Consider the following 20741-nt stretch of genomic DNA (forward strand, 5'->3'; position numbering starts at 1 on the left):
CCGAGAGCTCCGGGCCGTCGCCGCCCTCCGCGCCACCGAAGGTCTCCGCCTCCTGCCCGACCGCCCAACCGGCCTCCATTACCGGCCAGGGGATAATGAGTCCCCCGCGACCGCCTCTCTCCCTCGGGTCCGTGGGCCCTACTGGGCCCACTCCCCCTCGGGACACCCAGGCCGACGTGCCGCGGCCAGCCCCCGCGACGTAGTAGCGGCGTCTCCGTGCGCAGCGGAGCGGGTCGAACCGGTGGGCACCGGGCCGGGCCCGCGGTCCACGGACCCGCACCAGTACGCGGAGCGGGCACCCACCCGCTGATCAAAAGCGCGAGGACTAATTATCCCCCTGGTGTGAGAGAGCGCGCCGCGGGCGCGCGAAAGAGGGGCGGATGGGTGGGGCGGGGCCGCGGTCGCGGTGCGCGGGCCCCCTCGGCGCCATACGGGCCGGGCAGGCCCCGCCCCACCCATCCGCTCGGCTTCTCATCCGTGCTCCCCCGACCCACCGCTGCCGGGTGCGGGTCCGTGAGAGGGATAGAAAGGACGCGCTTCGCGCGGCGACTGAAGGAGCGGGGCGCCGCATCGGTGCAGGTGGAGGGGCTTCCCCGGGCCGCAGGAGGGCCGAGGAGCGGCTTGGTGCGGGCCCTGGGGCGCGTTCAGGGTTTCCGTGTCGGATTCCGTGCGGGATGCGCCGCCGGGCGCTCACAGGGGCGTCTGAGGCTTCTGTGGCCTTGAGAGGTACGCCGAAACCCGTTTGCCGGACAGCGGCCGACGGCTCCTCACCTGGCGCTAGCCCTCGCCCCGAAGGGCTGTCAACGTTCCGGTGACATCGGGAGGTCGTGGCGCGGTAGGCTGCCGGCCAGCGGCAGGACGCGCACGCCGCACGCCACAAGACGCCCGGCTCCCACGCTGCCGGACGATGGCCAAGGACCCCCGGGTGCTCCCGGCGCGGGCCCGCGCAACGAAGTGCACCCTGCCCGCGCTGATGGCGCCCGAGCCCGGCGGGATGCGTGGGGTCCCGTGACGGAGCTGTCATGACCAAGAGCGGAGCCAGCGGCCCCAAGTCCCGCGCCCGCGCCCGCAAGGAGCGCACCGGCACCAAGTACACCCAGGCCGTCCGGCACGCTGCCCCGACCGCGACCGGCCCGGCCGTGCCCACCGAGGTCACGGTGATGACCTTCCGCAGGGGCGAGCCTCTGCCGCGCACCGCGCCGGACATCGACTGGCAGTGCCACCGGTGCGGTGCCGCCACCGGCCTCTGCGCACTGACGACCGACGCTGGCCAGGGGCACCTGCGGGCCTACTGCCCCTCGTGCCTGCCGCCCCCCGACCTCTACCCCGCGCGGCGGGCCTTCGCCGACCGCCTGCGCGGCCTCCAGGCCCTGGCGGACTGGCCTTCGGCCGAGGACCTCGCCCGGCGGGTCGAGGCGGTGACGGGCCACCCGGCCGCCGCCGCGGTGCGCAACGTCCTGAGCGGGGCCGTCCTGACGCGCTGGGACACGGTGCAGGCCCTCGTGCACGCCCTGGGGGGCGACGAGGGCGACGTCGAGGAGGTTCTGCGCCTGTGGCAGGCGGCCGACCGGGAGCAGAGCCGGGGCCCGAACGGGGTCCTGGACAGGATCGCCCGCCTCGGCCGCGCCGGACGACTCACGGCCGAGGAGCAGGTCGACCGGGAGTGGCCGCGGGTGCTGGACGCGGTCGCCCGCCGGGAGGGCAGGGCCGGGTTCGTACCGCACCGGCTGAGCGACTTCGACTGACCCGTCCGCCCCGGCCCGTGCCGTCACCCGTCCAGGTGGAGGTAACCGTGTCGGTGCGGCCGCGCCGGGTCACCTGCGCCACGGTGGGCGGATGCGCCGCCGTCCCGTCCTGCTGATCCCGCTGGTCCTCCTCGCCGCCACGGCGTGCGTCAGCGTGCGGGCCGAGGGCCGCCCGGCCCCGCCTCCGGCGACGACCGCCGCGGCGGTCGCTCCCCCGGTGACCACTCCGCCCAGCCAGGCGCCCGCGCGCGAGGCCCTGGTGCGTACGGACGACGACAGGCCGCACGGCCGCGGGCGCGACTTCGGGTCGGCTGCGGCCGTCCCGAAGCCCCCGGTGCGACGGACCGCTCCCCCACGGGCGGCCGCGCCGCCGCCCCGGATGCGACCGGCCCGCCCTGCCCCTGCTGCGCCGCGGCGTACGGCGGCGCCGGTGCCCCGGGTGGTGAAGAAGCCGCTCCACGCCCCGCCGGCGAACCACGACATGAGGGCGCTGTGCCGCTCCGCCGCCCGCAACGGCGTCGGCTCGAACATCGTCGAGCTGTGCCGTTCCACGTACGGCTGAGCCGCTGCGGCCCGGTACGCGGCAGGCACGGGGCACTCCGGAGCATCTGTCAACGATCCGGTGACAGGCACTGCACGCCGTCAGGCCGTGCCCTCCTCCAGGCGCATCACGTCGAGGATGTGCAGGAGCTGGCCGTCGGCGGAGCGGGCCATCAGCATCACCTCGTGGGGCTGGGTGTCCTCGCCGTAGTCGGCGGTGGTGATCTCGTTGCGCAGGACGTCCTCGAAGGCGCTGCACTCGGCACAGGACGTCCGGTGCATCAGGTACCGGGCGGGTGCCCGCACGGTGGAGTTGTCGCTCCTGAGCACGTGCGCGGTCTCACCGGTCGCGTGGTCGCCGGTCTGCCCCGTGACGGTGTAGGTGAAGAAGGGGTGGCCCTGGCGGGCCTCGACCACGGTGGCCATTACGTGCACGACGTCCCCGGCGCCGAAGTGGTCGACGCTGATGTCCCGCTGGTGGATGGCGCTGTTGTTCATCTCGTCCTGCAACATGGCGCGACCCTATCCGGGGCGCCGTCAGGCCCTACGGCGCCTTGTCAACGTTTTGGTGACAGAGGCGTCGGGGTGGAAGGGTGGAGTCATGGCGATCGACCCGGTGAAGCGACAGCGTGTGCTTGAGGCAGCCGAGGAGCTGCTGCGCGAGCGGTACGTGGAGGGCGAGTACCTCGACCCGATGAGGGTGATGCTGGCGGTGCGAGCCCAGGCGTTCGGGTACTTCGCCCGGGACGGCGAAGAGGCGACGGAGGTGCCGGCCGAGGATCTCCTGGCGGCGCTGACGCAGGTCGAGGCGGCCCGTGCCCGCCTGGACGCGCTGGAGAGCAACCTGATCCGCGGGGCCCGGGAGCGCAAGGCGTCCTGGCAGCGGATCGCGGACAGCCTCGGCCTGGAGCACCGGCAGGCGGCCGAGGCCAGGGCGACACGCCTGGAGCGGGCCCTGTCGCACAACCGCGACCGGGACGTGCACGCGCAGCGGGGCGAGCGCGCCCGCCGGCGGGCGGTGGACGCGTGGTGCGCCGCGCAGCTCCCCCGCATCCGCGAGACGGCCGCCGCCCTGGTCGACGTCGCCGGGGCGTGGCCGGAGCTGGCCGAGGACTACATCGCCCCCTACACCCTGCGGTCCATCGACGCCCGGCTGCGGGCGGAGGACGGCGACGGTGCCCAGCTGGTTGAGGAGCTGGAGACGATGGGGATGCGGCTGATGCCGTACGGGAAGCCGCCCCTGGAGCCTTCCGGCGAGCGGGCCGTCGAGGCGGCGCGGGTGCACGGCGTCGTGAAGGCCCTGCTCGATGAGGTGCGGCAGGTCCGCCTGGAAGCGGACGCCGCACGGCTGTCAACGAAACGGTGACAGCGGAATGTAGCCGCGGCCGAGCCCGCGGCGCCGCGGCCGGCGCCCCCGTCCGTCCGGGGGCGTGACGGGGGCGCTGCGGGCGGGGCCGGGTGCGGGGAGGTCGCCAGGCGGCAGTCCGAGGTCCCGGCGCAGGCGCGCGAGGTCCTGCCGCAGGAGGGCCAAGGCGGGCCCGGCGGCGCTGTGCGCCGCGGACAGGGCGAGCAAGGTGGTCTCGACGGCCTCGATGGCGTCCTCGGCCGCCGTCGCGGCCCAGGGCCCGGCGCCGCCGGCGACGTCGTGCAGCGCGCAGGCGGCCTCGGCCAGCGCTTCGGCCCGCTGCGCGAGAGCCGGGGCGGCGCTGGGGTGCGGCGTGGTGCTCATGACCGGTGAACGACGCGGCGGACCTGGGGCAACGCGGCCGGGCGTGTCCGCCGACCGGGCGATTCGTTGTACCGGTGCGACGACTACCGACGCCGACCCCGCGTGAGGACCTGATGGCGGCTGGCTGACGCAAAGCCGGTGCTCGCGTGCAGTGACGCCCGTACGCTGAGCGCAGCACCGCCCCGAAAGGCTCCCCCCGTGCCTGCCGGGGCGGCCTGCGTTCACGCGCTCTCCGCCAGCGCGTCGGCGGCCGCTCGGGCCACCGCCGGGTCCGCCCGGATCGCCGCGGCGACTTCCTCCGCGCTCAGGCCGGCGCCCTGGGCGGGCACGGTACGGCACACCCGGTCCTCCAGCCTGGCCAGCAGGGCCTGGGTGGCGGCGTAGTCCTGGGCCACCTCGGCGTCGTTCGTGGCGAGGTCGGCGCACACCGCGCGAAGGGCTGTTCCCAGGCTGGTGAACACCACCTTCATGTGGCCGGGGCAGCGGGCCACCGCGAGGCCGGGGTTCTTCTTGGTGGGCTCGTACGCCCGGCCCAGGGCGGCGGCGGCCTCCGAGAGGTAGGTGACCGCGTCGTACAGCGTGTCGGAGGGAGCGGGCAGGGTGAGCAGGGGGCTGTAGTCGCGCCCTTCGCCGTCCTTGGCGAACTGGTGGGGGACGCCGAGGTCGCGCAGTCCACGGGCGGTGGCCAGCTCCATGATGGTGGAGGAGACGGTGCGGGCGGTCTGGGCGATGTCCTCGGCCATGCGGACCACCGTGCCGCGGCGTTCCTTCGCGGAGGTCTTCGCCTCTTCAGCCGTCAGGGCCTGGTGCTCGGCTCCGAGGTTCTCGAAGACACGGACCAGGTCGGTCACCGCGCTCCGGATGTGGTCCTCGGCGGAGGCGTCCTGCTGGGGGGTCATCGGCATCCTTCGCTCGACGCGGCGGCGACGGTCCGCGCCGCCGCGCGCGGTGACGCGCCGGGCGGCCGCGCCGCCGCGTACAACGGCGGGAACACCGGACGGGACACGTACGGCCGGAAAGACGCCCAAGATGGCCGGTTTCACCCTGGATTCGCTTCGGCGTGCCGGTATTCTGGGGGTGGGCATTGCGTAGGCCCAAGCCCGTCGCTGCGGCCCATGACCGAGCGGCATGAGGGCAAAGGTGCCAGGGTCCCCCGGGACCTGGTCAGCTACCGGAGACGGCAGCGCGCCAGCGCACGAGTTCCCCGTCGTCGTCCTTGACGACTTCCTCCGCCGTGCGCTGATCCTCGTGCGCGCCGGGTCATGGGACCGTGCCGCGCCGAGAAGAGTCAGCTGTGCCGAAGAACGACAAGACCCGCCGCCGTAAGAGCCACGCCGAGCGCGAGCGGATCAAGGCGAAGAAGGCCGCGAGCGGCGCCTCCTACACCTCCGCCCAGTCGGGCACCGTCCACCGCCACCGCGGGCCTGAGCTGCCCGCGCTGGACGGCTCCGGGTTCGGTGCCGACCGTACGGCCGACATGCAGACCGCCTCCGCGCTGATCGGCGCCTGCCTGGAGCAGTGCCAGCCATGCCAGGCCAGCCTCGCCGACCAAGTCCTCGCCGGTGACCGGCTCGTCGTCGCCAGCCTCGCCGGCACCGTCTACGCGCTCCTCCCCTCCCCCGGCTTCGGTTGCTCCCCGGCCACCCGGCGGTTCCACGCGGTGGCCCACGACACCGGGCGCGACGGGTACGGTCCGGCGGTCCTCGCCGCTGTCGAGGAGATGAGTGCGGAGGACCTGGAGGCGCTCCTGGAGGACACGCTCGACCTGTGGGCGGCCGCCGCCGGCGCCGCCCCCGCCCCCGCCTCCCCGGCCGCCGAGGACGGCGCCCCGGACGGAGAGCAGGAGCAGGAGACGCGCCGCTTCGACGTCGCCGGCGGCACCGCCTACCTGCTGAGCGCGGGCATTGACCAGCTGCTGGACCGGGAGGAGATGCAGGCCCTGATCCAGCACGCGGAGAAGTCCGCGGCCGCGGGCGACGCGGTGGAGTGCTTCCTGTGCGACCAGCCGCTCGACGTGACGGCGGAACCGGAGATCCACCTCGGGGTGGCGATGCGCACCCTCACCCTCGACGGCCGGGAGCTCGACACGGTCGTGCCGGTGTTCACGCACCCCGGCTGCGGCCGTACCCGGGTGTGGCCGTGGGCAGAGCTCATGGCCGAGCGGCAGCGCCGCGGGCTGGAGGTCGCCCCCGAGGACCGCCAGCCGGAGAGGCCGGCCGGGCAACAGCACCCCCGCAACGCCGACTACACCACCTTCAGCCTCGCCCGCCGGCCGGGCGGCGGGACGGTGCCCCTGGTCCTCATCGAGCCGGGCGAGCCCGACGCGTACGGCGCCGAGGGCTGGCTGGCGGCCCGGCTCTCCGAGGGCTTCAAGCCCGTCGACCTCTCCGGCCAGCAGCCGTTCCCGAAGCTGGACGGGTGGAGCCTGCGGTGCGACGGGGGCCGCCTGGTCTCGGTGATGACCGCGAGCACCGGCGCCTGGTACCGGCAGGAAGGCGGGTACGCGACGCCGGGCGAGTGGCGCAAGGCCGCCCGGCAGCGCAGCGCGCTGCTCCTGGTGGTGCCGTCCGGCAGCGTGGGCGAGCGCCAAGGCGACCAGTGGCTGGAGGCGGTCAGCCGGGCCGCCGGGGCCGGGCACCTCCTGGGCGGTCTGGTCGCGGTCCGCGGGACGCTGTCATGAGCGGCCGCCGGACCCTGCCCGGGGTCGCCCGCGTGAGGATCACCGGAGACGACGCGGCCACGCAGGCCCTCCTCGACGTGCTGAGCGAGCACTTCACCGTGACGGACCCGGCCCCCTACAGCGGCGGACGCAACTACCTGGAGGTCGACACCCGCCCCGCCGCGCGCGAGGCCGCCGTCGAGGACGTCGCGGCGGCCGGGCCCGCTCCGGTACGGGCCTTCGAGCACCGGCCGGCCGAGGTCCCCTCGACGGTCGCGGTGCTGATGGCCCGCCAGATCGAGGCGGCCCACCAGCACCTGAGCGCCTACCGCGAGCTCGTGCAGACGTACGGCGGCGGCCTGATCCCCGACTGGCACCAGCCGGACCGCGAGCCGGACAACCCGGTACACCGGTCGCTCAGCGACGCCTCGCATCTGGTGTACGACCTGCGGGAGTGGACCAGCCACACCGCCCACGCCTCCGGCGCAGTCGCCGTACTGCCGGAGGTCATCGCCGCGACCCCGGAGCAGGAGCGCGCCGAAGCGGTCCTCTACCCGCCGGGCGAGTGGTGCGCGGTGGCGGGCGGGACCATGCCGCAGCCCGGCGAGGAGCGCGCCGAGGAGACCTGGCAGAGCCCGGTCACCACACAGCTGACCGGGCCGGTCCCGGAGAAGCGCTACAGCGCGCGGGCGTACGGCCGCTCGATCCAGCGGGCGCTGCCCGCCGTCGCGGGAACCCCGGCGGGGGCCGTGTGGGAGGCGGAGCGGTCGCTGTACGCCTTCGTCTGCCAGCACTGGGAGACACCCGGCGACACCCCCGCCGACCTGGCGGCCGCTCTCGACGGCCTGGACGAGCTCGCCGACACCTTCACCAGCGCGTGCACCTTCACCCTGGACGAGATCGGGCGCCGCCTCGACGACGGGCTCCTGGTCGACGTCGACCGGGCCGCCTTCACCGCCGCGGCGGCCGCCGTACGGGACCAGCTCGGCGTCGAGGAGGGGCGGGTGGCCAAGCTCCCGTACGCCCTGGCGTCCGTAGGCCGCACGGTGGCCGGGGCGCGGGCGGCGCTCCCCTCGACGCTGGACGACGACCGCGCCCTCGACGCCCTCGCCCACGCCCGGGTGCTCGGCGCCCTGGACGGCAAACCGCTCACCGAGATCCGGGCGGAGCTGGGCCGCGAGCGGCACTGGCAACGGGTGCGCTCCAAGACCCGGCCGGCCGACTACACCGCGGCGGACTGGCTGCGACGGGCCGTTCACTGGATGCACGCCGCCGGAGCCGGTACGTACAACCACGGCGTCCACCTGGCCGCCGAGCGCTCCCCGCACCGATCCGGTCTGCCGATCGGCACCCCGGCCGCCGCCGACGAGAGGGGCGGGCGATGAACCGCGATGCCGTGCGTGCGGCCGTCGGCCCCCAGCTGGCCGCCCTGACCCTGGTACGGGCGCTGATGGGCGGGGCGCTGGAGCGCAAGGGGCTGGAGCAGACGATCGACCAGGCCCGGGGCGGGCTCGACGAGGGCCTGCGCTACATGTCGACGTGGGCGCGCGGCGCGGACCTGCGCGCCGAGCTCGTGCCCATCGTGTGCTCGCTGGGCCGGACGGCGGTCGCCGCGCTGGCCATCACCCAGGACTGCGACCCGGCGGCCGTCAGCCACTGGCTCGACATCCAGGCCCGCACGGTGCGCGAGCAGGAACCGAACCCGGCCGTGGAGCACCCAGCCGACTCGGTCACCATCGGCGTCGCCGCCCTGTTCGCCGAGGAGCTGCATCGCACCGGTGAGGCCGACCGGGAGGAGCTGGCCGGCAGGGAGCAGAAGGCCCTGGACCTCGTGGAGGACTGGGTGCGGCCCGGTGCCGCAGCGCAGGACCATCCTGAACTGCTCCTGTCGGGCGGCTGGTTCGCCGCGGTGACGCTGGCCCACGCCTTCGCCTTCGACGAGCGCCGGATGCAGGCGTACGTCGAGGACCACGCGCGCGCCCTGGCTCTGGCGGGCCGCTGAAGGACCGCCGGGACAAACAGGAGGGCCGCCACCGTCGTCGTATGGTGGCGGCCCCCCGGGGCTGCGGGCATCAGCGCCGGGGCGCCGATCGGTTGGTCTCCGCCGCGGTCACCGGCCGGGTCCGCTGCCAGGCCCGGACGAGAACGAGGGAGCCGAAGCGCCACCAGCGTTCTTGGCGCCACATCGTCCGCAGCAGCTCGCGCCGCACCGCCTTGGGCAGGTTCCGGAACTGAGGGAAGTCCATGTTCATGTCGCCGGTGAGGCGGGCGCCCTGCCGCTCGGCGTGCATGGCCAGGCCGGCCGCGAGCTCGGCGGTGATGCGTTCCTGGCTTCCCGGCTCGCGGCCCTGCTCGCCCGGCACCCAGCGGTAGGCGACCGCGGTGTTGGACAGGTCGCTGTAGTCCGGGCCGGCCCCGGCCGGTCGGCCGGCGTCTTCTCGTGGGTTGTCCATCCTGGTCTTCCTGTCGGTGCTCGCGTACGGGTCGCGCGACGGCCAGTATGGCCGGGGCTCCGGCAGGGCGGATGAGTACGCGTACCCATCCGCGGCCGCCGGTCAGCGCGAGGAGTGGACCTGCTCCTGGAACCGGCGGTACCAGCCGGGCGAGTAGGCGTGCTCTCCGCGGGCGCGGGCCATCATGAGCGTGAAGCCGAAGAAGATCATGGCGACAGCGGCGAGGCCGGCGAGGCCGAAGGTGAGGACCGGGCTTCCTCCGGCGAGCGCCGACACCTGGCCCGCGACGAAGGCGGCGGCGCCGAGCACGGCGGCCGCCACGAGGCGGCGCCACAGCGGCGACCCCGTGCCCCACCAGCGCAGAAACTTCACGATCATCGGTTGCTCCTTGATGTCGACCGGCCTGTTCCTGCCCGGTGCCGGACGCCGCTGAACCCTACGCGCCTACCCGGAGGTCCCGGCGGGCTCAGGAGCGTTCCAGGGCGTCGAGCAGCTCGGCGGCGTACCCGGCGGCGTCGAGGTCGGCGTTCTCCAGCCTGGCCTGCCCGAGCAGCTTCAGGACGGTGGCGTGGTCGGACCGGGCCCACGCCGTCCTGGTCGCCTCGCGCAGCGTGCGCCGGGCCTTGAGGACTCGCGGATCGGTGTCGTCCCCGGCGGCCGCACGGGCCTGGTGGAAGGCGTCGACGGCCTGGGCGACGGCCGCGAACGCCGCGGCGGTGGCCTGCCTCTCCTTCTTCTCCGCCTCGTCGTTCAGCAGCGGTCGCCGTACGAGGTACGGGGCCCACTTCGGCTTGCGGTCCCCGGCCCGGCGCTCGTCCGCGTAGGAGTCGCGGCGCTCCTGCACCCCGCGGCGCAGCTGCTCCAGCCCGGTGGGCAGTTCCCAGCCCGCTCCCCCGCGGTTGGTCCTGTCGGCCTTCAGCTCCTGGACGTGCGCCCGGTAGCTGCCGATCATGCCGCGCAGCATCAGGGGCATCCCCCGCTTGTAGGCGCCCTGGCGGTGGTCGGCGCGGTTGCCGTGCAGGACGACGAACAGGGCGCCGGCCCCGCCCTCCAGGTCCTCGGTGAGGCGGGCCCGGATCGGGAGCCAGTGGGCCAGGGCGGCCTGCGTGACCGGCGAGAGCGGCCAGACCTCGGTGACGTGCAGGTCGGAGCCGTCGGCCTGGGGATTGCGGGTGATCTTCGCCAGGGACAGGTCGGGGGCGATGTCGGTGATGCCGATGGTGCACAGCTCCCCAGAGCGCGCGGCGGTGTCGAGCACCGTGCCGAGGACGACCAGGAAGCGGGCCCGGCCCGGGTCGGAGGGGCGGGCGTCGACCTCGGTCCGCACCCGGTTGTGCAGCTCGCTGCGGGCCCAGGCCGGCATCGTGCCCTTGGGGGTCGGCTTGGGGTAGGAGTACGCCCCGCTGGGCACTCCGGCCGCAGCGGCGAGGCGGCGCAGGATGCTGGCACGGCGCCGCTGGGAGGCGGTCACGTGCTTGGGCGGGGTCTTCAGCTCCTTCGCCCGCAGCTGCCCCTCGTCGGTCATGTCGCACAGGGCGGCGGCGCCGGGTCCGAGCAGGTCCTTCAGCGATGCGCCGTAGCGGTCCCGGTAGTCCTTCTCCTTCAGCGCCCGGTGCAGCGTGCCCTCCACCCACCGAACGTGTTTGCCGACGCTCTCGGTCACCTCCGGGTCCGCCAGCACCTCCCTGACCAGGTCGGAGAGCTGTTCGCTCACCGGGGCGGGGTCCTCCTGCACTGGGCTCGTCGTCACGCGGAACTTCCCTCCTCCTCGATCTTTGAGGACTCATTATCCCCCTGCCGGCTACCTATGGTGCCCGAGCGCGGGCCGCCCTGTCGACGCGTTCAACCGGTTCCGCGGCTCGCGGTAGATTTGCGGACCACCCGCCGGACGAGGAAGCAGTGAGAGCGATGGCGAAGCAGGCAGGGCCGACGAAGCAGGTGAACGCCGACATCCCCGGCCACTGGGAGATCGCCGCGGGCGTCGGCCGGGGCCTGACCGCCTCGGTGGCAGAGGTGACGTACGAGAAGCGCGGCGGCCGCTGGGAGCAGACCGGCATCGTCACGGTGCGGGGCCCCGGCCTCGACCGCACCGGCGCTGAGACCGGCGAGCAGGCCGAGCGGACGTTCTCCCCCGGGGAGCCCGGCCACTACATCCCCCAGTGGCTGACCGACCTCGTCGACGAACACCGTCCGCGCCCGGACACCGACTGATCCCGGCCGCCCTCTCGAACACCGCCCCCGGCGGCCCGGGAAGCGGCATACCCTCGTACGGACCGACCGCGTACGACAGGGGGCTCCCGTGGTGATGCCATTGCCGGACATCTTCGAGACTCGGCAGGCGACGGCTCTGCGCGACGCCCTCGTGGCTGGCGACCTGGAGCAGGCCAAGAAGATCGAGGACCACCTGCTGGCCGAGGCGGCCACCAGCCCGGAGGACCGCGAGCTCCTCGCCGACCAGCTGCGCGCCTCGATGCTGTTCCGCGCATACGTGGACGCCTCCGGGGCCGGCGACACGGCGATGGCCGCGCTGCTCCAGAATCTCCTGACGTCCCTGTGCTCGCCGAGGACGGTCCAGACGACCGTGATGAGCGGCCTGCTCTACGCCGGGGTCCAGCAGGGCGCGCTGCCCGCGGCCGACCACGACCGCCTGTCCGAGTGGATGAGCGGTGCCGACGTGGGCGAGGAGATGCGGGCGCGCCTGGCGAGCATCAAGCGCACGCCGTAGGCGGCGGTTGTCAACGTTTCGGTGACAGCGGTGGGGCCGGTGTCAGCGAGCCGTGCGATGCTGCCGCCACCGACACGCCGCGAGCAGAAAGGCCCCCGCGTGACCGCGACGACCTCGACCGGAGCCCGACCGGCCGGAGCCTCCCCGCAGGAGGCGAACCCGGCCGCCATGGCCCTGGTGCTGGCCTGCGGCGTCGGCTTCCTCGCCGCCGCCGTCACGGTCACGGCGGACGCCTACCTGCTGCTGGAGCAGCCCCTGGTCACCATCATCTGGCTGACCAGCGCCCTCACCGGATGCGTACTCGGCGGACTGCTGTGCCGCCTCCTCGCACGCCGTCACCGTCTGGCCCCTCGCGCGGTGTGGGTGACGATCGGGGCGATGATCGCCCTCGTGTGGGGCGTCAGCACCGCCTCGTCGCACGTGTTCATGTCGTCGTGGGACCGCTTCGACCGCGAGCTGGGCGGGACCGGCCGGTGTCTGGCGGGTACGCCGTACGGCCGGGAGAACGCCTCGGTGGTGACCACCGTGCCGGCGAACGGCGGAGAACGCAGCGGCGTCATGGAGGTCTGGCCGGGCGGCCCGGTTCCGGAGGGCACGCCGAAGGGCCACAAGTTCCCGCCGCTGAAGCTGAAGAACGCGGTCAACGGCGGGGTCCGTCCGCTGGCTCCGGCCGATGGCACGTCCAGGGACCTACTGCGCTCCTACGGCTGCCGCTGACGTCCGCCGGGCGGCCCCCTACGGCCTCACCGCGCTCCGGGTGATGTGCCGGTGGGTCACCTCGACCCGGGGCCCGTCGGCGCCCAGCCGCTCCCGGAGCATCTCGCCGACCCACTCAGCCACCGCGACGCTCCCGTGCACGCCGTCCGTGCCGCCGATCAAGACGTGCACGCTCCGGCCGCGCGGCCCGGCGTAAGCGAGGAGCGCGGCGGTCTCCCCCGCGATGCGCTCGACCAGTTCCTCGGCGCACTCGCTGTGCCGGGCCTGCCCGCGCACCTGGGGGTCGAGGCCGGTGACGGTCTGCCGGCCCGCCGCGGGGCGGGGCAGCAGACCCCGGACGTCGAACAGGAGGGCGTGGCCCACGGGCCGGTCGTCTTGGTGGCGGAAGCCGAAGGACTCGATCGTGACGGGTAAGGGGTTCATGGCTCCAGGCTCGGGGCGGGGCGGCGACAGGAGAAGGGGTTTCCCGTTTCCACTTGGTCGTGTCGCAGCTGGTAGACGTCTCAGTGAGACGCCGGGCAGAGGGCAGTGTCAGCGGTTCCACCCGAAGGGGGGACGGCACGGGTCGGCGCGGCCTGGACCGCGCGGGCGGCGTAGTCGAGCGAGGTCGCCCAGAGCCATCCGGCGCGGGCGGGGTCGACGGCGGCCGCGGCGTGCTCGGCGTTGCCCGCTGCGTGGCCCCACAGGTCGCGGACCGGGCCCCCGTGCTCGGCTTCGGCGGCCCGCAGGGCGGCCACGATCGCGGCGGCCGGCGGCGGCTGGTCGCCGCTCTGCCCCAGCCAGGGACGGACGGCTTCGGCGACGGCCACCGCGGTGGCCGTGGAGAACGTGCGCTCGCTCATGCGTCTCACCATGCCCGACGGAGGGAGGGCGTCATGCGGTCCGCGCGAGCCATCGGTCCAGATGGGGGCGGAACTTCGCCACTGCGGCGGCCGCGTGCCTGGCCCGGCGCTCGCCGTCGCCGCGGCGGCGGATGTAGGTGAGCGTGGTGGCCGGGTCTCGGTGGCCGGCGAACTCCTGAATCTCCGCCAGCGGCACGCCGTCGTCGTGCATGTGGGTCAGACGGCTGACGCGCAGGACGTGCGGGGTGAGATCGCGGCCGGGCAGGACGCCGGCGCGCTTGCCGAGCCGCGTGAGGATGCGGTCCACGTCATGACGGTCCAGGCGCTCGCCCTGGGCGTCCACCAGCAGGGGCCCCGTCGTGCGGCCTCCGACCAGCCGCGTCAGGAGCAGGTGGAGCTCCTGGAGGCCGGGCACGCCGGGGGGAAGCTGCCACTGGTGCCCCTTGTCGCCCTTGCGGGTCAGGTCGATCGCGGGGGTACGGCCGTTGTGGAGGTCCTCGACGTCGGCGGCGCACCACTCCGAGACGCGGCCGGCGAAGGTGTAGACGAGGGCGATCACTACGACGTCGAGAAGGCTTTCCGCCCACTCGAACAGGTCGGTGAGGTCCTCGACCTCGATCATGGGGGTGGCGGTGGTCTCGTCGCGCCGGTCGATGCGGGGCCGGTTGTGGCGGGTGACGGGGTTGGGGATGAAGGTCTGGGACTCCTCGGCCGCGAAGGTGGTGAGGGAGGAGAGGGCGGACAGGCGGCGGGCGATGCTGCGGTCCGCGCGCTCGCGGCGTTCCTCGCTGAGACGCCAGGTGGTGATGTCGCCCCGGGTGATGCACCCGATGTAGAAGCGCTCGTGGCCGAGCTCCCGGGCGAAGGAGTGCCAGAACCGCAGGTCGTCGGCGTAGGCCCGTTTGCTGTTGACGCTGGGGATCGTCGAGGACGCCAGCCAGTTCATGACGGTGGTGAAGGTGTCGACACGGCAGATGTCCCGGAGGATGTCCATCCGGTGGCGGCGGGGGCCCAGCTCCCGGGTGACCGGGTCGCGCGGCGCGACCTCGCCGAGGGCCTCGCGGATCTGGGCGAAGGCGTCTTCGGCGCGGGTCGGCGGCAGGGCGATGTCGCCGGCGGGACGCTGAGCGACCTCCGGTCTGGGCATCACGGCCGGAAGTCCTCGCGGAAGTCGGGGTGCGCGGAGAAGGCGGCGGCGGCACAGCGGAGCGACCAGCCGAGAGCCTGGATCTGCCCGGCGAAGAAGCTGCGCCGGTCGTCGTCTCGGTGCGGGTGCTCGAACTTCTCCTCGAACTCCAGCAGGCTCCGGTTCACCCCGGCCAGCAGACGCTCCTCTTCCTCCTCCGCCACCTTCGCCCGCTCGGCGATCCGGGCCTTGAGGAAGGCGACCAGAGCACGGTCGCGGTCCAGGGCGGCCTCGTCTTCGACGATCAGCTGGAACTTCAGGGCGGTTTCCCCGTCGGCCATGTGCCCCTCCTTGCTCTCGATCCCCAAAACTACCTGCGAGGACGGACAGCAACGGGGTGCCCCCGCCGGGCTCAGGTCCGGGGGCTCTGCCTTGCACCGGAAGCGAGCAAGGACGCCGACGGGGTCGCGGCCACGGCGCGCCATGGAAGCGCGTGAGGGGTCATGCCCCCATGGCCAGGAACTCACGAACCGCCCGGATGCTTCCGTGTGGGGCGAGCTGGCCACGGAGATCAGTGAGGGCGTCGGAGGGGCGCGCCGAATTGACGCTGCTGTTCTGACGGAAGGCGTCAGTCGCTGTGGCACAGGCGGCGTCGATGTCGCCGAGTTCGAGGTGAGCGCGGGCGGTGCGCGAGAGGTAGAGAACGTTGTCCCGAACGTGGCCGGCGGCGCTGTACTCGGCTTGCTGGGCGGCGGTGAAGCTGTGCAGGGCGCGGCGCGGGTCGCCCAGGTCGAGGGCTGAGGAGCCCGCCAGCATCTCGATCTCGCCTTCGGTGACCGAGTAGGCCCAGGGCGGATCGTCGTCGTGTGTGCCCCGAGAGAAGGCGTCACGGGCGGCGTTGAACTCTCTGGCGCATCCCTTCAGGTCGCCCGTCTTGGACAGGGCCCGGCCGGCACGGGCGTGGAGGAGGGCGCGGACGCGGGGGGTGGTTACCCCACCGGCCACTCGGGACTGGGCGGTTCGTACGAGGTTCACGGCGTCCTGCGGGTTGCCCTTGGAGTACGTCTGAATCGCCATGAAGTTCAGGGTGTTCGCGCCGACTTCGGGGTCACCGGCGGAGGCCGACGCCCGCAGGGACGTGATGTAGAAGCGCTGGGCTTGTGCGTGCTGATCGGCGTCGAAGTGCAGCCAGCCGCACATGCGGGAGGCTTCGGCGAGCGCGGAGAACAGGCGGCGGCTGATGCTGCTGTCACAGGTCGTGTTGCTGGCGTACCCGCTCAGGAGCCGGTATTCCTCTACGGCCGACGGGAGCAGGTCGCTGCCGCTGAGGACGTCGTCCAGATGCCGCAGGTCGTCCAGGCGACGTTCGAGCCGGGTCATCAGGTCCGGGTCGAGGCGGCGGCCGGGGGCCGCGAGCGGTAGTGGGACGTCCGTGACCGCGTTGCTCCAGTGGGACGCGATGCCGGACAGTGCCGCACCGCTGGAGATCAGGAATCCCCGTCGATCCATGGACCCTCCCCGAGCGGCAGCCGCTACTGCTGTAACGGTACCCGCAGGGGACCAGGGGCTGTCGAGCACCGGGCGGTCACCGGGGAAGGCCAGGAGGAGGAATCCCGGCCAGCCGAGTTCGGTGACGGCCGCCGGGGGGATGCCGTGGAGGTGGGCCATCGCGTAACGGGTGGGCTCGTCGGGAGCATGGACGCCGGTTTCCCAGCGCGACACCTTTTCCCGCCGCTTGGCCATCCGGCCGTAGCCGAGCGCGTGGTGGGAGTCATCGAGCCGGTCTAGGTACTCCTCGCCGGTCACGTCGAGTTCGGCGCGCAGCGCGGCCAGAGGGCTGCGTAACGGCGTTGCGGCCATCGAGATCTCCTCCGCACCGGGGCCGGGGGGTGCGCTGCTGACAGTAGCCAGTCGCTCACCCCGGCGGCACCGGTTCCAAATACGGTCCGCAACACCTCAGCAACAGGCTTCGCCTTCCCCGCCCGGGGTCGGCGGCGGTGCCATGGACCCGCCGCACACACCGCCGTGAAGGAGGGAGCCACGATGGGCGAGTTCAACGTACCGCTGGTGTCAGTGGTGGTGAGCGCTCGCGGGAACACCGCGCGCCTGCGGAACCTGCTGGATGCCCTGGCCCGCCAGAGCCTGCCCGCCGACCGGTTCGAGGCGGTGGTCGTGGACAACGACCTGCCCGGACCGGTCCGCCCCATCGCCGAGGCCGTCCGGGATGGTGACTGGCCGTTCGCGGTGCGGGTGCTGTACGAGCCGACGCCGGGCCTGAGCGCGGGCCGCAACCGCGGGATCTGCGCGGCCCGGGGCCGCTACGTCGCCATCACCGATCCGGACATCACCCCCGAACCGGATTGGCTGGGGACCCTGGTGGCCGCGATCGAGGAGGAGGAGGTGTTCGCGGTCGGCGGCCGCACCGTCGTGGAGTACCCCGGCGGCGAGGTCACCGCGCTGACGAAGGCCCTGCGCGAGTGCCACGGCGCGGTGGACTGGCCCGATCACCGCGAGCTGGCGGTGTGGCCGTACTGGGTCACCGGCTGCAACCTGCTGTTCGACCGTCAGACCGCTCTCGACATCGGCCTGTTCCGTACCGACCTGGGGCGCCGCGGCCGGTGGCTCGGAGACTGCGAGGACCTGGAGTTCGTGGACCGCGCCCGCCAGGCCGGTCACCAGACCCTCATCGAGCCGGCCGCCGTCGTCTCCCACCCCGTCTACCGGCCGGAGACAACCCTGCGGTACTTCGTCCGCCAGGGCGCCGGCCACGGGATCTGCGTCGCCCGGATGCACCTGAGCGTGCGCGTCGAGCCCGCCGCCATCCAGGCCGGGCGGGACGCGGTGCACCAGGCCGTGATCGGACTGGCCGCCGGATGGACCTTCCTGGACCGCTCCCGCGCCGTGGAGTCGGCCCGCGACCTGGCCCGCATCGGGGCCTACCACCTGGAGCGCGGACGCCTGCGGCTGCTCGGCCGCCGCCCGATCGCGCTCGCCCACCTGCCTGCCCAGAAGACCAAGGAGACCTGCTGATGGACGTCATCACGGCCGCAGGGCTGTACCCCGCCGGCGCCGAGAACGCCGTCGAGGTGATCGAGCGGAAGGGCTCCGGCCACCCCGACACCCTCGCCGACGGCATGGCAGAGGCGATCTCCCGTGCGTACAGCGCGTACTGCCTGGAGCACTTCGGCGCCATCCTCCACCACAACACCGACAAGCTCGCGCTGCTGGGCGGCGCCGCCGACGTCGCGTTCGGACATGGCGAGATGACCGCCCCGATCCAGGTCCTGGTCAACGGACGGATCACCACGGCGCTGGGCGAGCAGAGCATCCCCGTCGAGGACATCGTCACCACGGCGGCGCGGCAGTTCCTGGGCGCCGCCCTGCCGCTGCTGGACACCGGGCGGTGGGTGCAGGTGAGGCCCCGGCTCACCCAGGCGTCCAGCCCCGGGGCCGTCACCACCGGGGCGAACGCCGACCGGGAGGCGTCCCGCCAGCGCTGGTTCGCCCCGCGGAGCCTGGACGACCTCGCCGAGCGACACCGCCTGTTCTCCAACGACACCTCCGCCGGTGTCGGCTATGCCCCCCTCGGGATCGGGGAACAGCTCGCCAGCGGCATCGAGACGCACCTGAGCAGCGAGAGCTTCCGTGCCGAGCACCCGTACTTCGGCACGGACATCAAGCTGATGGTCGTGCGCACCGGCACCCGCGTGCGCCTGACGGCGTGCGTGCCGCAGATCGCCCGGCACACCCCCGACCTGGACACCTACATCGCCCGCCGGGCGCTGGCCCGGGAGCTGATCATCGAGACGGCCGCGCGGATCGCTCCGACCGTGGACATCGAGGTCTTCGTCAACACCCGCGACCAGGACCAGCGGCCCGAGCTCTACCTGACCGCCACCGGCTCATCCATCGAGTCCGGCGACGAGGGAGTGGTCGGCCGGGGCAACCGCTCCAACGGGCTGATCTCGATGCTTCGCCCCTGGTCGGCCGAAGGCGTCTCCGGCAAGAACCCGGTCTACCACGTCGGCAAGCTCTACAACCTGGCCGCCACGGAGGCCGCCCGCCGGCTGCACGAGGAAACCGGGCTGGAGTGCGCGGTCGCACTCGTCTCGCAGTCCGGCCGGGACCTGGCCGACCCGTGGCAGGCCGTCGTCCAGACCTCCGGCCCGAACCCGATCCTGGCCGCCGACGCCCGCCGGGTCCTCACCGCCGTGATGGAAGACCTGGAAGGGCTGCGGGAGCGGCTGCTGGCCGGGAAGCTGGCCACCGCATGATCGCCCACCGCGAGACGGCCGCCCCGTTCCTGCCGTGCCTGAACCCCGCCACCCTCTCCGGTGTCGACCTGCCCGACTTCCTCGCCCTGGCGTCGGCCGCCGGGTTCGAGGCGGTCGAGCTGTCCATCCAGCAGGCCCAGGCCGTGGGCGCCGCCAGGGTCCGCGACCTGCTGGCCGAGCACGGCCTGACGGTGGCCGCCGCCAGCGGCATCCTGCCCGCCGGGCCCGTACTGCCCGCCCCGCTGCTGGTCGACACCGCGGCGTATGACGAACACCTGCTGACCCTGCGCGAGCGGCTGAAGACGTTCACCGAACTGGACTGCCCCGTCGCCACGACCGTCCTCAACCCCTTCTCGCCGCTCGACCAGGGCGAGGCCCTGACCCTCGCGTGTCAGCGGATCACCCGCCTCGCGGACACCGCCGCCGAGTACGGCGTGCGCCTCGCGGTCGAGGCGGTCAGCGTCGTGGACGGGCTGCCTCCCGAACTCGCCGGCCCCCACCCAGTGGCCGCGACCCTGCCCGCCGTCGCCGAGCTGCTGCACGAAAGCGGCGCGGAGAACGCCGCGGTGCTGGTCGACTCCTTCCACTGGGCGGTCTCGGGAGCCGACCCCCGGCACATCACGGATCTCGGTACAGGAGGAGTCGGCCACGTACAAGTCGCGGACGTCCCCCACGCCGGCACCCCGCACGGCTGGACGGACGGGCTGCGGCTGTTCCCCGGCGACGGCGCCCTCAACTGGTCCGCCTTCGCCGATGCGCTGACCCAGGTCGACTACACCGGGACCGTCTCGGTGGAGCTGTTCAACCCCGTTCTGCGGGCCCTGCCCGAGGACGAGATCGCCGCCCGTTCCTACCGCGCGGCCACCGGCTGCTGGACCCCCGAGGAGGCATCCCGATGAGCCCGCAGACCCGGCCGTGGAGACTGGCCGTCGCCGGATGCGGCGCCGCCGCCTTCGGTCTCCACCTCCCTCTGCTCACCTCCCGCCCCGCCTTCGAGGTGACGGCACTGGCCGACCGCGACCCGGCGCGGGCCCGCGCCGCCGCCGCTCACTTCGCCGTGCCCCGCGTCGCGGGGACCACGAAGGACCTGCTCGACGGTGCGGACATGCTGGTGATCCTCACCGGCGTCCACGAGGACCTGATCGAAGCGGCGCTGGACGCGAACGTGCACGTCTTCACCGAGAAGCCGGTCGGACTGGACGTCACCGGCACCCGCAAACTGGCCGCCCGCGCGCAGGAGGCGGGGCTGCTGCTGGAGGTCGGGGCGATGCGCGCCCACGACCCGGCCCTGCACGCCGCCCTCGCGGCGGTCCCCGACCCGTCGGGCGGCTGGCTCATCAAGGCCGACGGCGTGGACGAGACCGCCCGGCGGCGCCTGCTGCCGCCCGGCTTCGACCCGTACACCTTCACGGACGACCCGCCCCAGGCGGCACCCGAGCAGCTCGGCGGCCCGGACCAGGTCGCCGCCCTCCAGATCCTGCTGTGGCAGGGCTACCACCTGCTGACCGCTCTGGTCCTGGCGGTCCCCGGCGTGACGCCGGCCGCGTGCACCCTGGACGCCGAGAGCCAGTCCCTCCACGCCGTACTCCACGGTCCGGCCGCGGAGACCTTCACCCTGGTCATCAGCGCGACCCCGCCGGGCCGCTTCCTGGAACAGATCCACTTCAGCGGCCCGTCCGACGCGGCCACGGTCGACTTCGCCCGCCCCTACGAGGCGCCCGCCGCAACATCCGTCACCACCGCCACCAGCAAGCGCGACGGCTTCGCCGACCCCTTCGCCGCCATGTGGCAGGCCGTCAGCGACCGGCTGGCCGGGCAGTACCCGGCCGACCTGCCCACCAGCGCCGCCCTCGCCCTGCGGGTGGAAGACCTGGCGCTCGCCCTGGCCGCCACCTGCCGCCCCGGCCCGCACCACCCCCGGAAGGACTGAC

General features: G+C 73.7%; 24 protein-coding genes. 13 read left to right on the forward strand and 11 right to left on the reverse strand.

Translation table 11 applies throughout. From position 1 onward, the window contains the following. The first annotated feature begins 1022 nt into the window (after positions 1–1022). Both E5083_RS30305 and E5083_RS30310 read left to right on the forward strand, forming a co-directional pair. The gene (locus tag E5083_RS30305) at positions 1023–1745 is read left to right on the forward strand and encodes a hypothetical protein (protein ID WP_135788876.1); all 723 of its coding nucleotides are present in this window, start codon (positions 1023–1025) and stop codon (positions 1743–1745) included. A 91-nt stretch (positions 1746–1836) separates the two neighbouring features. Then, positions 1837–2307: a hypothetical protein gene (locus E5083_RS30310; protein WP_135788877.1), complete on the forward strand. Its 471-nt coding sequence runs from the start codon at positions 1837–1839 to the stop codon at positions 2305–2307. An 80-nt stretch (positions 2308–2387) separates the two neighbouring features. Here E5083_RS30310 and E5083_RS30315 read toward each other — a convergent pair whose 3' ends face one another. After that, positions 2388–2798 (reverse strand): hypothetical protein, encoded by a 411-nt coding sequence (locus tag E5083_RS30315; RefSeq protein WP_135788878.1) that lies wholly within the window; start codon positions 2796–2798, stop codon positions 2388–2390. A gap of 88 nt (positions 2799–2886) precedes the next feature. Here E5083_RS30315 and E5083_RS30320 point away from each other — a divergent pair, with 88 nt between their 5' ends. Next, positions 2887–3651: a hypothetical protein gene (locus E5083_RS30320; RefSeq protein WP_135788879.1), complete on the forward strand. Its 765-nt coding sequence runs from the start codon at positions 2887–2889 to the stop codon at positions 3649–3651. Here the strand turns inward: E5083_RS30320 and E5083_RS30325 are convergent. After that, positions 3637–4014: a hypothetical protein gene (locus E5083_RS30325; protein ID WP_135788880.1), complete on the reverse strand. Its 378-nt coding sequence runs from the start codon at positions 4012–4014 to the stop codon at positions 3637–3639. The genes E5083_RS30320 and E5083_RS30325 overlap by 15 nt on opposite strands. Before the next feature lie 221 nt (positions 4015–4235). Further along, positions 4236–4913 carry a hypothetical protein gene (locus E5083_RS30330; protein ID WP_135788881.1) on the reverse strand — a complete coding sequence of 226 codons (678 nt, stop codon included), beginning with the start codon at positions 4911–4913 and terminating at the stop codon, positions 4236–4238. 395 nt (positions 4914–5308) lie between these two features. Between E5083_RS30330 and E5083_RS30335 the strand changes: the two genes are divergently transcribed. From E5083_RS30335 to E5083_RS30345, 3 genes are read left to right on the forward strand one after another with little or no spacing between them, the layout of a single operon-like run. Beyond that, positions 5309–6694 carry a hypothetical protein gene (locus E5083_RS30335; RefSeq protein ID WP_135788882.1) on the forward strand — a complete coding sequence of 462 codons (1386 nt, stop codon included), beginning with the start codon at positions 5309–5311 and terminating at the stop codon, positions 6692–6694. 32 nt (positions 6695–6726) lie between these two features. Beyond that, complete coding sequence (locus E5083_RS30340) at positions 6727–8058, forward strand: hypothetical protein (protein WP_244317707.1); 1332 nt, start codon at positions 6727–6729, stop codon at positions 8056–8058. Continuing rightward, the gene (locus E5083_RS30345; protein WP_135788884.1) at positions 8055–8675 is read left to right on the forward strand and encodes a hypothetical protein; all 621 of its coding nucleotides are present in this window, start codon (positions 8055–8057) and stop codon (positions 8673–8675) included. Before E5083_RS30340 ends, E5083_RS30345 begins: the two co-directional genes overlap by 4 nt. A gap of 70 nt (positions 8676–8745) precedes the next feature. On the opposite strand, the gene E5083_RS30350 is transcribed toward E5083_RS30345, so the two are convergent. From E5083_RS30350 to E5083_RS30360, 3 genes are all read right to left on the reverse strand, one after another. After that, positions 8746–9126, reverse strand: a complete 381-nt coding sequence (locus E5083_RS30350) for a hypothetical protein (protein ID WP_135788885.1) — start codon at positions 9124–9126, stop codon at positions 8746–8748. Between the two features lie 102 nt (positions 9127–9228). Continuing rightward, positions 9229–9504, reverse strand: a complete 276-nt coding sequence (locus E5083_RS30355; RefSeq protein ID WP_135788886.1) for a hypothetical protein — start codon at positions 9502–9504, stop codon at positions 9229–9231. Between the two features lie 88 nt (positions 9505–9592). Beyond that, positions 9593–10876, reverse strand: a complete 1284-nt coding sequence (locus E5083_RS30360) for a hypothetical protein (protein WP_244317708.1) — start codon at positions 10874–10876, stop codon at positions 9593–9595. 158 nt (positions 10877–11034) lie between these two features. Between E5083_RS30360 and E5083_RS30365 the strand changes: the two genes are divergently transcribed. The 3 genes from E5083_RS30365 to E5083_RS30375 all read left to right on the forward strand — a co-directional run bounded on the left by E5083_RS30365 (position 11035) and on the right by E5083_RS30375 (position 12568). Then, positions 11035–11337, forward strand: coding sequence for a hypothetical protein (locus E5083_RS30365; protein ID WP_135788887.1), 303 nt, complete (start codon positions 11035–11037; stop codon positions 11335–11337). A 94-nt stretch (positions 11338–11431) separates the two neighbouring features. Beyond that, positions 11432–11851: a hypothetical protein gene (locus E5083_RS30370; RefSeq protein ID WP_135788934.1), complete on the forward strand. Its 420-nt coding sequence runs from the start codon at positions 11432–11434 to the stop codon at positions 11849–11851. A gap of 99 nt (positions 11852–11950) precedes the next feature. Beyond that, complete coding sequence (locus tag E5083_RS30375; protein ID WP_244317709.1) at positions 11951–12568, forward strand: hypothetical protein; 618 nt, start codon at positions 11951–11953, stop codon at positions 12566–12568. An 18-nt stretch (positions 12569–12586) separates the two neighbouring features. On the opposite strand, the gene E5083_RS30380 is transcribed toward E5083_RS30375, so the two are convergent. The 5 genes from E5083_RS30380 to E5083_RS30400 form a co-directional block, all read right to left on the reverse strand. After that, positions 12587–12991: a RapZ C-terminal domain-containing protein gene (locus tag E5083_RS30380; protein WP_135788888.1), complete on the reverse strand. Its 405-nt coding sequence runs from the start codon at positions 12989–12991 to the stop codon at positions 12587–12589. An 80-nt stretch (positions 12992–13071) separates the two neighbouring features. After that, entirely contained in the window at positions 13072–13410 is a 339-nt protein-coding gene (locus E5083_RS30385; protein WP_135788889.1) for a hypothetical protein, read from the reverse strand. Positions 13411–13441: 31 nt separating this feature from the next. Beyond that, positions 13442–14557, reverse strand: a complete 1116-nt coding sequence (locus tag E5083_RS30390; RefSeq protein WP_135788890.1) for a tyrosine-type recombinase/integrase — start codon at positions 14555–14557, stop codon at positions 13442–13444. Next, entirely contained in the window at positions 14557–14877 is a 321-nt protein-coding gene (locus E5083_RS30395; RefSeq protein ID WP_135788891.1) for a hypothetical protein, read from the reverse strand. Before E5083_RS30395 ends, E5083_RS30390 begins: the two co-directional genes overlap by 1 nt. 160 nt (positions 14878–15037) lie before the next feature. Next, on the reverse strand, positions 15038–16396 hold the full coding sequence (locus tag E5083_RS30400; protein WP_135788892.1) for an NsdA family TPR-like regulatory protein: 1359 nt from the start codon (positions 16394–16396) through the stop codon (positions 15038–15040). Positions 16397–16579: 183 nt separating this feature from the next. Between E5083_RS30400 and E5083_RS30405 the strand changes: the two genes are divergently transcribed. Genes E5083_RS30405 through E5083_RS32095 form a run of 4 tightly spaced genes read left to right on the forward strand, consistent with a single transcriptional unit; the run spans position 16580 to position 20740 of the window. Further along, a complete protein-coding gene (locus E5083_RS30405) occupies positions 16580–17566 on the forward strand; it encodes a glycosyltransferase family 2 protein (RefSeq protein WP_135788893.1) in 987 nt (328 codons plus the stop codon). Next, complete coding sequence (locus E5083_RS30410) at positions 17566–18810, forward strand: methionine adenosyltransferase (protein ID WP_167513678.1); 1245 nt, start codon at positions 17566–17568, stop codon at positions 18808–18810. The genes E5083_RS30405 and E5083_RS30410 overlap by 1 nt, the downstream gene beginning before the upstream one ends. Then, positions 18807–19709 carry a sugar phosphate isomerase/epimerase family protein gene (locus E5083_RS30415; RefSeq protein ID WP_135788895.1) on the forward strand — a complete coding sequence of 301 codons (903 nt, stop codon included), beginning with the start codon at positions 18807–18809 and terminating at the stop codon, positions 19707–19709. Before E5083_RS30410 ends, E5083_RS30415 begins: the two co-directional genes overlap by 4 nt. Further along, positions 19706–20740 (forward strand): Gfo/Idh/MocA family protein, encoded by a 1035-nt coding sequence (locus E5083_RS32095; protein WP_135788896.1) that lies wholly within the window; start codon positions 19706–19708, stop codon positions 20738–20740. Before E5083_RS30415 ends, E5083_RS32095 begins: the two co-directional genes overlap by 4 nt. Position 20741 lies beyond the last annotated feature (1 nt).

It is taken from the genome of Streptomyces bauhiniae, from assembly GCF_004784475.1.
Lineage (GTDB): Bacteria > Actinomycetota > Actinomycetes > Streptomycetales > Streptomycetaceae > Streptomyces > Streptomyces seoulensis.

Excerpts from the sequence above, each read along its gene's own strand:
- E5083_RS30310 (WP_135788877.1), top strand. The coding sequence starts at position 1,837 with ATGCGCCGCCGTCCCGTCCTGCTGATCCCGCTGGTCCTCCTCGCCGCC.
- E5083_RS30305 (WP_135788876.1), top strand. The coding sequence starts at position 1,023 with ATGACCAAGAGCGGAGCCAGCGGCCCCAAGTCCCGCGCCCGCGCCCGC.
- E5083_RS30355 (WP_135788886.1), bottom strand. The coding sequence starts at position 9,504 with ATGATCGTGAAGTTTCTGCGCTGGTGGGGCACGGGGTCGCCGCTGTGG.
- E5083_RS30410 (WP_167513678.1), top strand. The coding sequence starts at position 17,566 with ATGGACGTCATCACGGCCGCAGGGCTGTACCCCGCCGGCGCCGAGAAC.
- E5083_RS30315 (WP_135788878.1), bottom strand. The coding sequence starts at position 2,798 with ATGTTGCAGGACGAGATGAACAACAGCGCCATCCACCAGCGGGACATC.
- E5083_RS30395 (WP_135788891.1), bottom strand. The coding sequence starts at position 14,877 with ATGGCCGACGGGGAAACCGCCCTGAAGTTCCAGCTGATCGTCGAAGAC.
- E5083_RS32095 (WP_135788896.1), top strand. The coding sequence starts at position 19,706 with ATGAGCCCGCAGACCCGGCCGTGGAGACTGGCCGTCGCCGGATGCGGC.
- E5083_RS30415 (WP_135788895.1), top strand. The coding sequence starts at position 18,807 with ATGATCGCCCACCGCGAGACGGCCGCCCCGTTCCTGCCGTGCCTGAAC.
- E5083_RS30405 (WP_135788893.1), top strand. The coding sequence starts at position 16,580 with ATGGGCGAGTTCAACGTACCGCTGGTGTCAGTGGTGGTGAGCGCTCGC.
- E5083_RS30385 (WP_135788889.1), bottom strand. The coding sequence starts at position 13,410 with ATGAGCGAGCGCACGTTCTCCACGGCCACCGCGGTGGCCGTCGCCGAA.
- E5083_RS30400 (WP_135788892.1), bottom strand. The coding sequence starts at position 16,396 with ATGGCCGCAACGCCGTTACGCAGCCCTCTGGCCGCGCTGCGCGCCGAA.
- E5083_RS30325 (WP_135788880.1), bottom strand. The coding sequence starts at position 4,014 with ATGAGCACCACGCCGCACCCCAGCGCCGCCCCGGCTCTCGCGCAGCGG.
- E5083_RS30365 (WP_135788887.1), top strand. The coding sequence starts at position 11,035 with ATGGCGAAGCAGGCAGGGCCGACGAAGCAGGTGAACGCCGACATCCCC.
- E5083_RS30370 (WP_135788934.1), top strand. The coding sequence starts at position 11,432 with ATGCCATTGCCGGACATCTTCGAGACTCGGCAGGCGACGGCTCTGCGC.
- E5083_RS30390 (WP_135788890.1), bottom strand. The coding sequence starts at position 14,557 with ATGCCCAGACCGGAGGTCGCTCAGCGTCCCGCCGGCGACATCGCCCTG.
- E5083_RS30330 (WP_135788881.1), bottom strand. The coding sequence starts at position 4,913 with ATGACCCCCCAGCAGGACGCCTCCGCCGAGGACCACATCCGGAGCGCG.
- E5083_RS30350 (WP_135788885.1), bottom strand. The coding sequence starts at position 9,126 with ATGGACAACCCACGAGAAGACGCCGGCCGACCGGCCGGGGCCGGCCCG.
- E5083_RS30320 (WP_135788879.1), top strand. The coding sequence starts at position 2,887 with ATGGCGATCGACCCGGTGAAGCGACAGCGTGTGCTTGAGGCAGCCGAG.
- E5083_RS30345 (WP_135788884.1), top strand. The coding sequence starts at position 8,055 with ATGAACCGCGATGCCGTGCGTGCGGCCGTCGGCCCCCAGCTGGCCGCC.
- E5083_RS30380 (WP_135788888.1), bottom strand. The coding sequence starts at position 12,991 with ATGAACCCCTTACCCGTCACGATCGAGTCCTTCGGCTTCCGCCACCAA.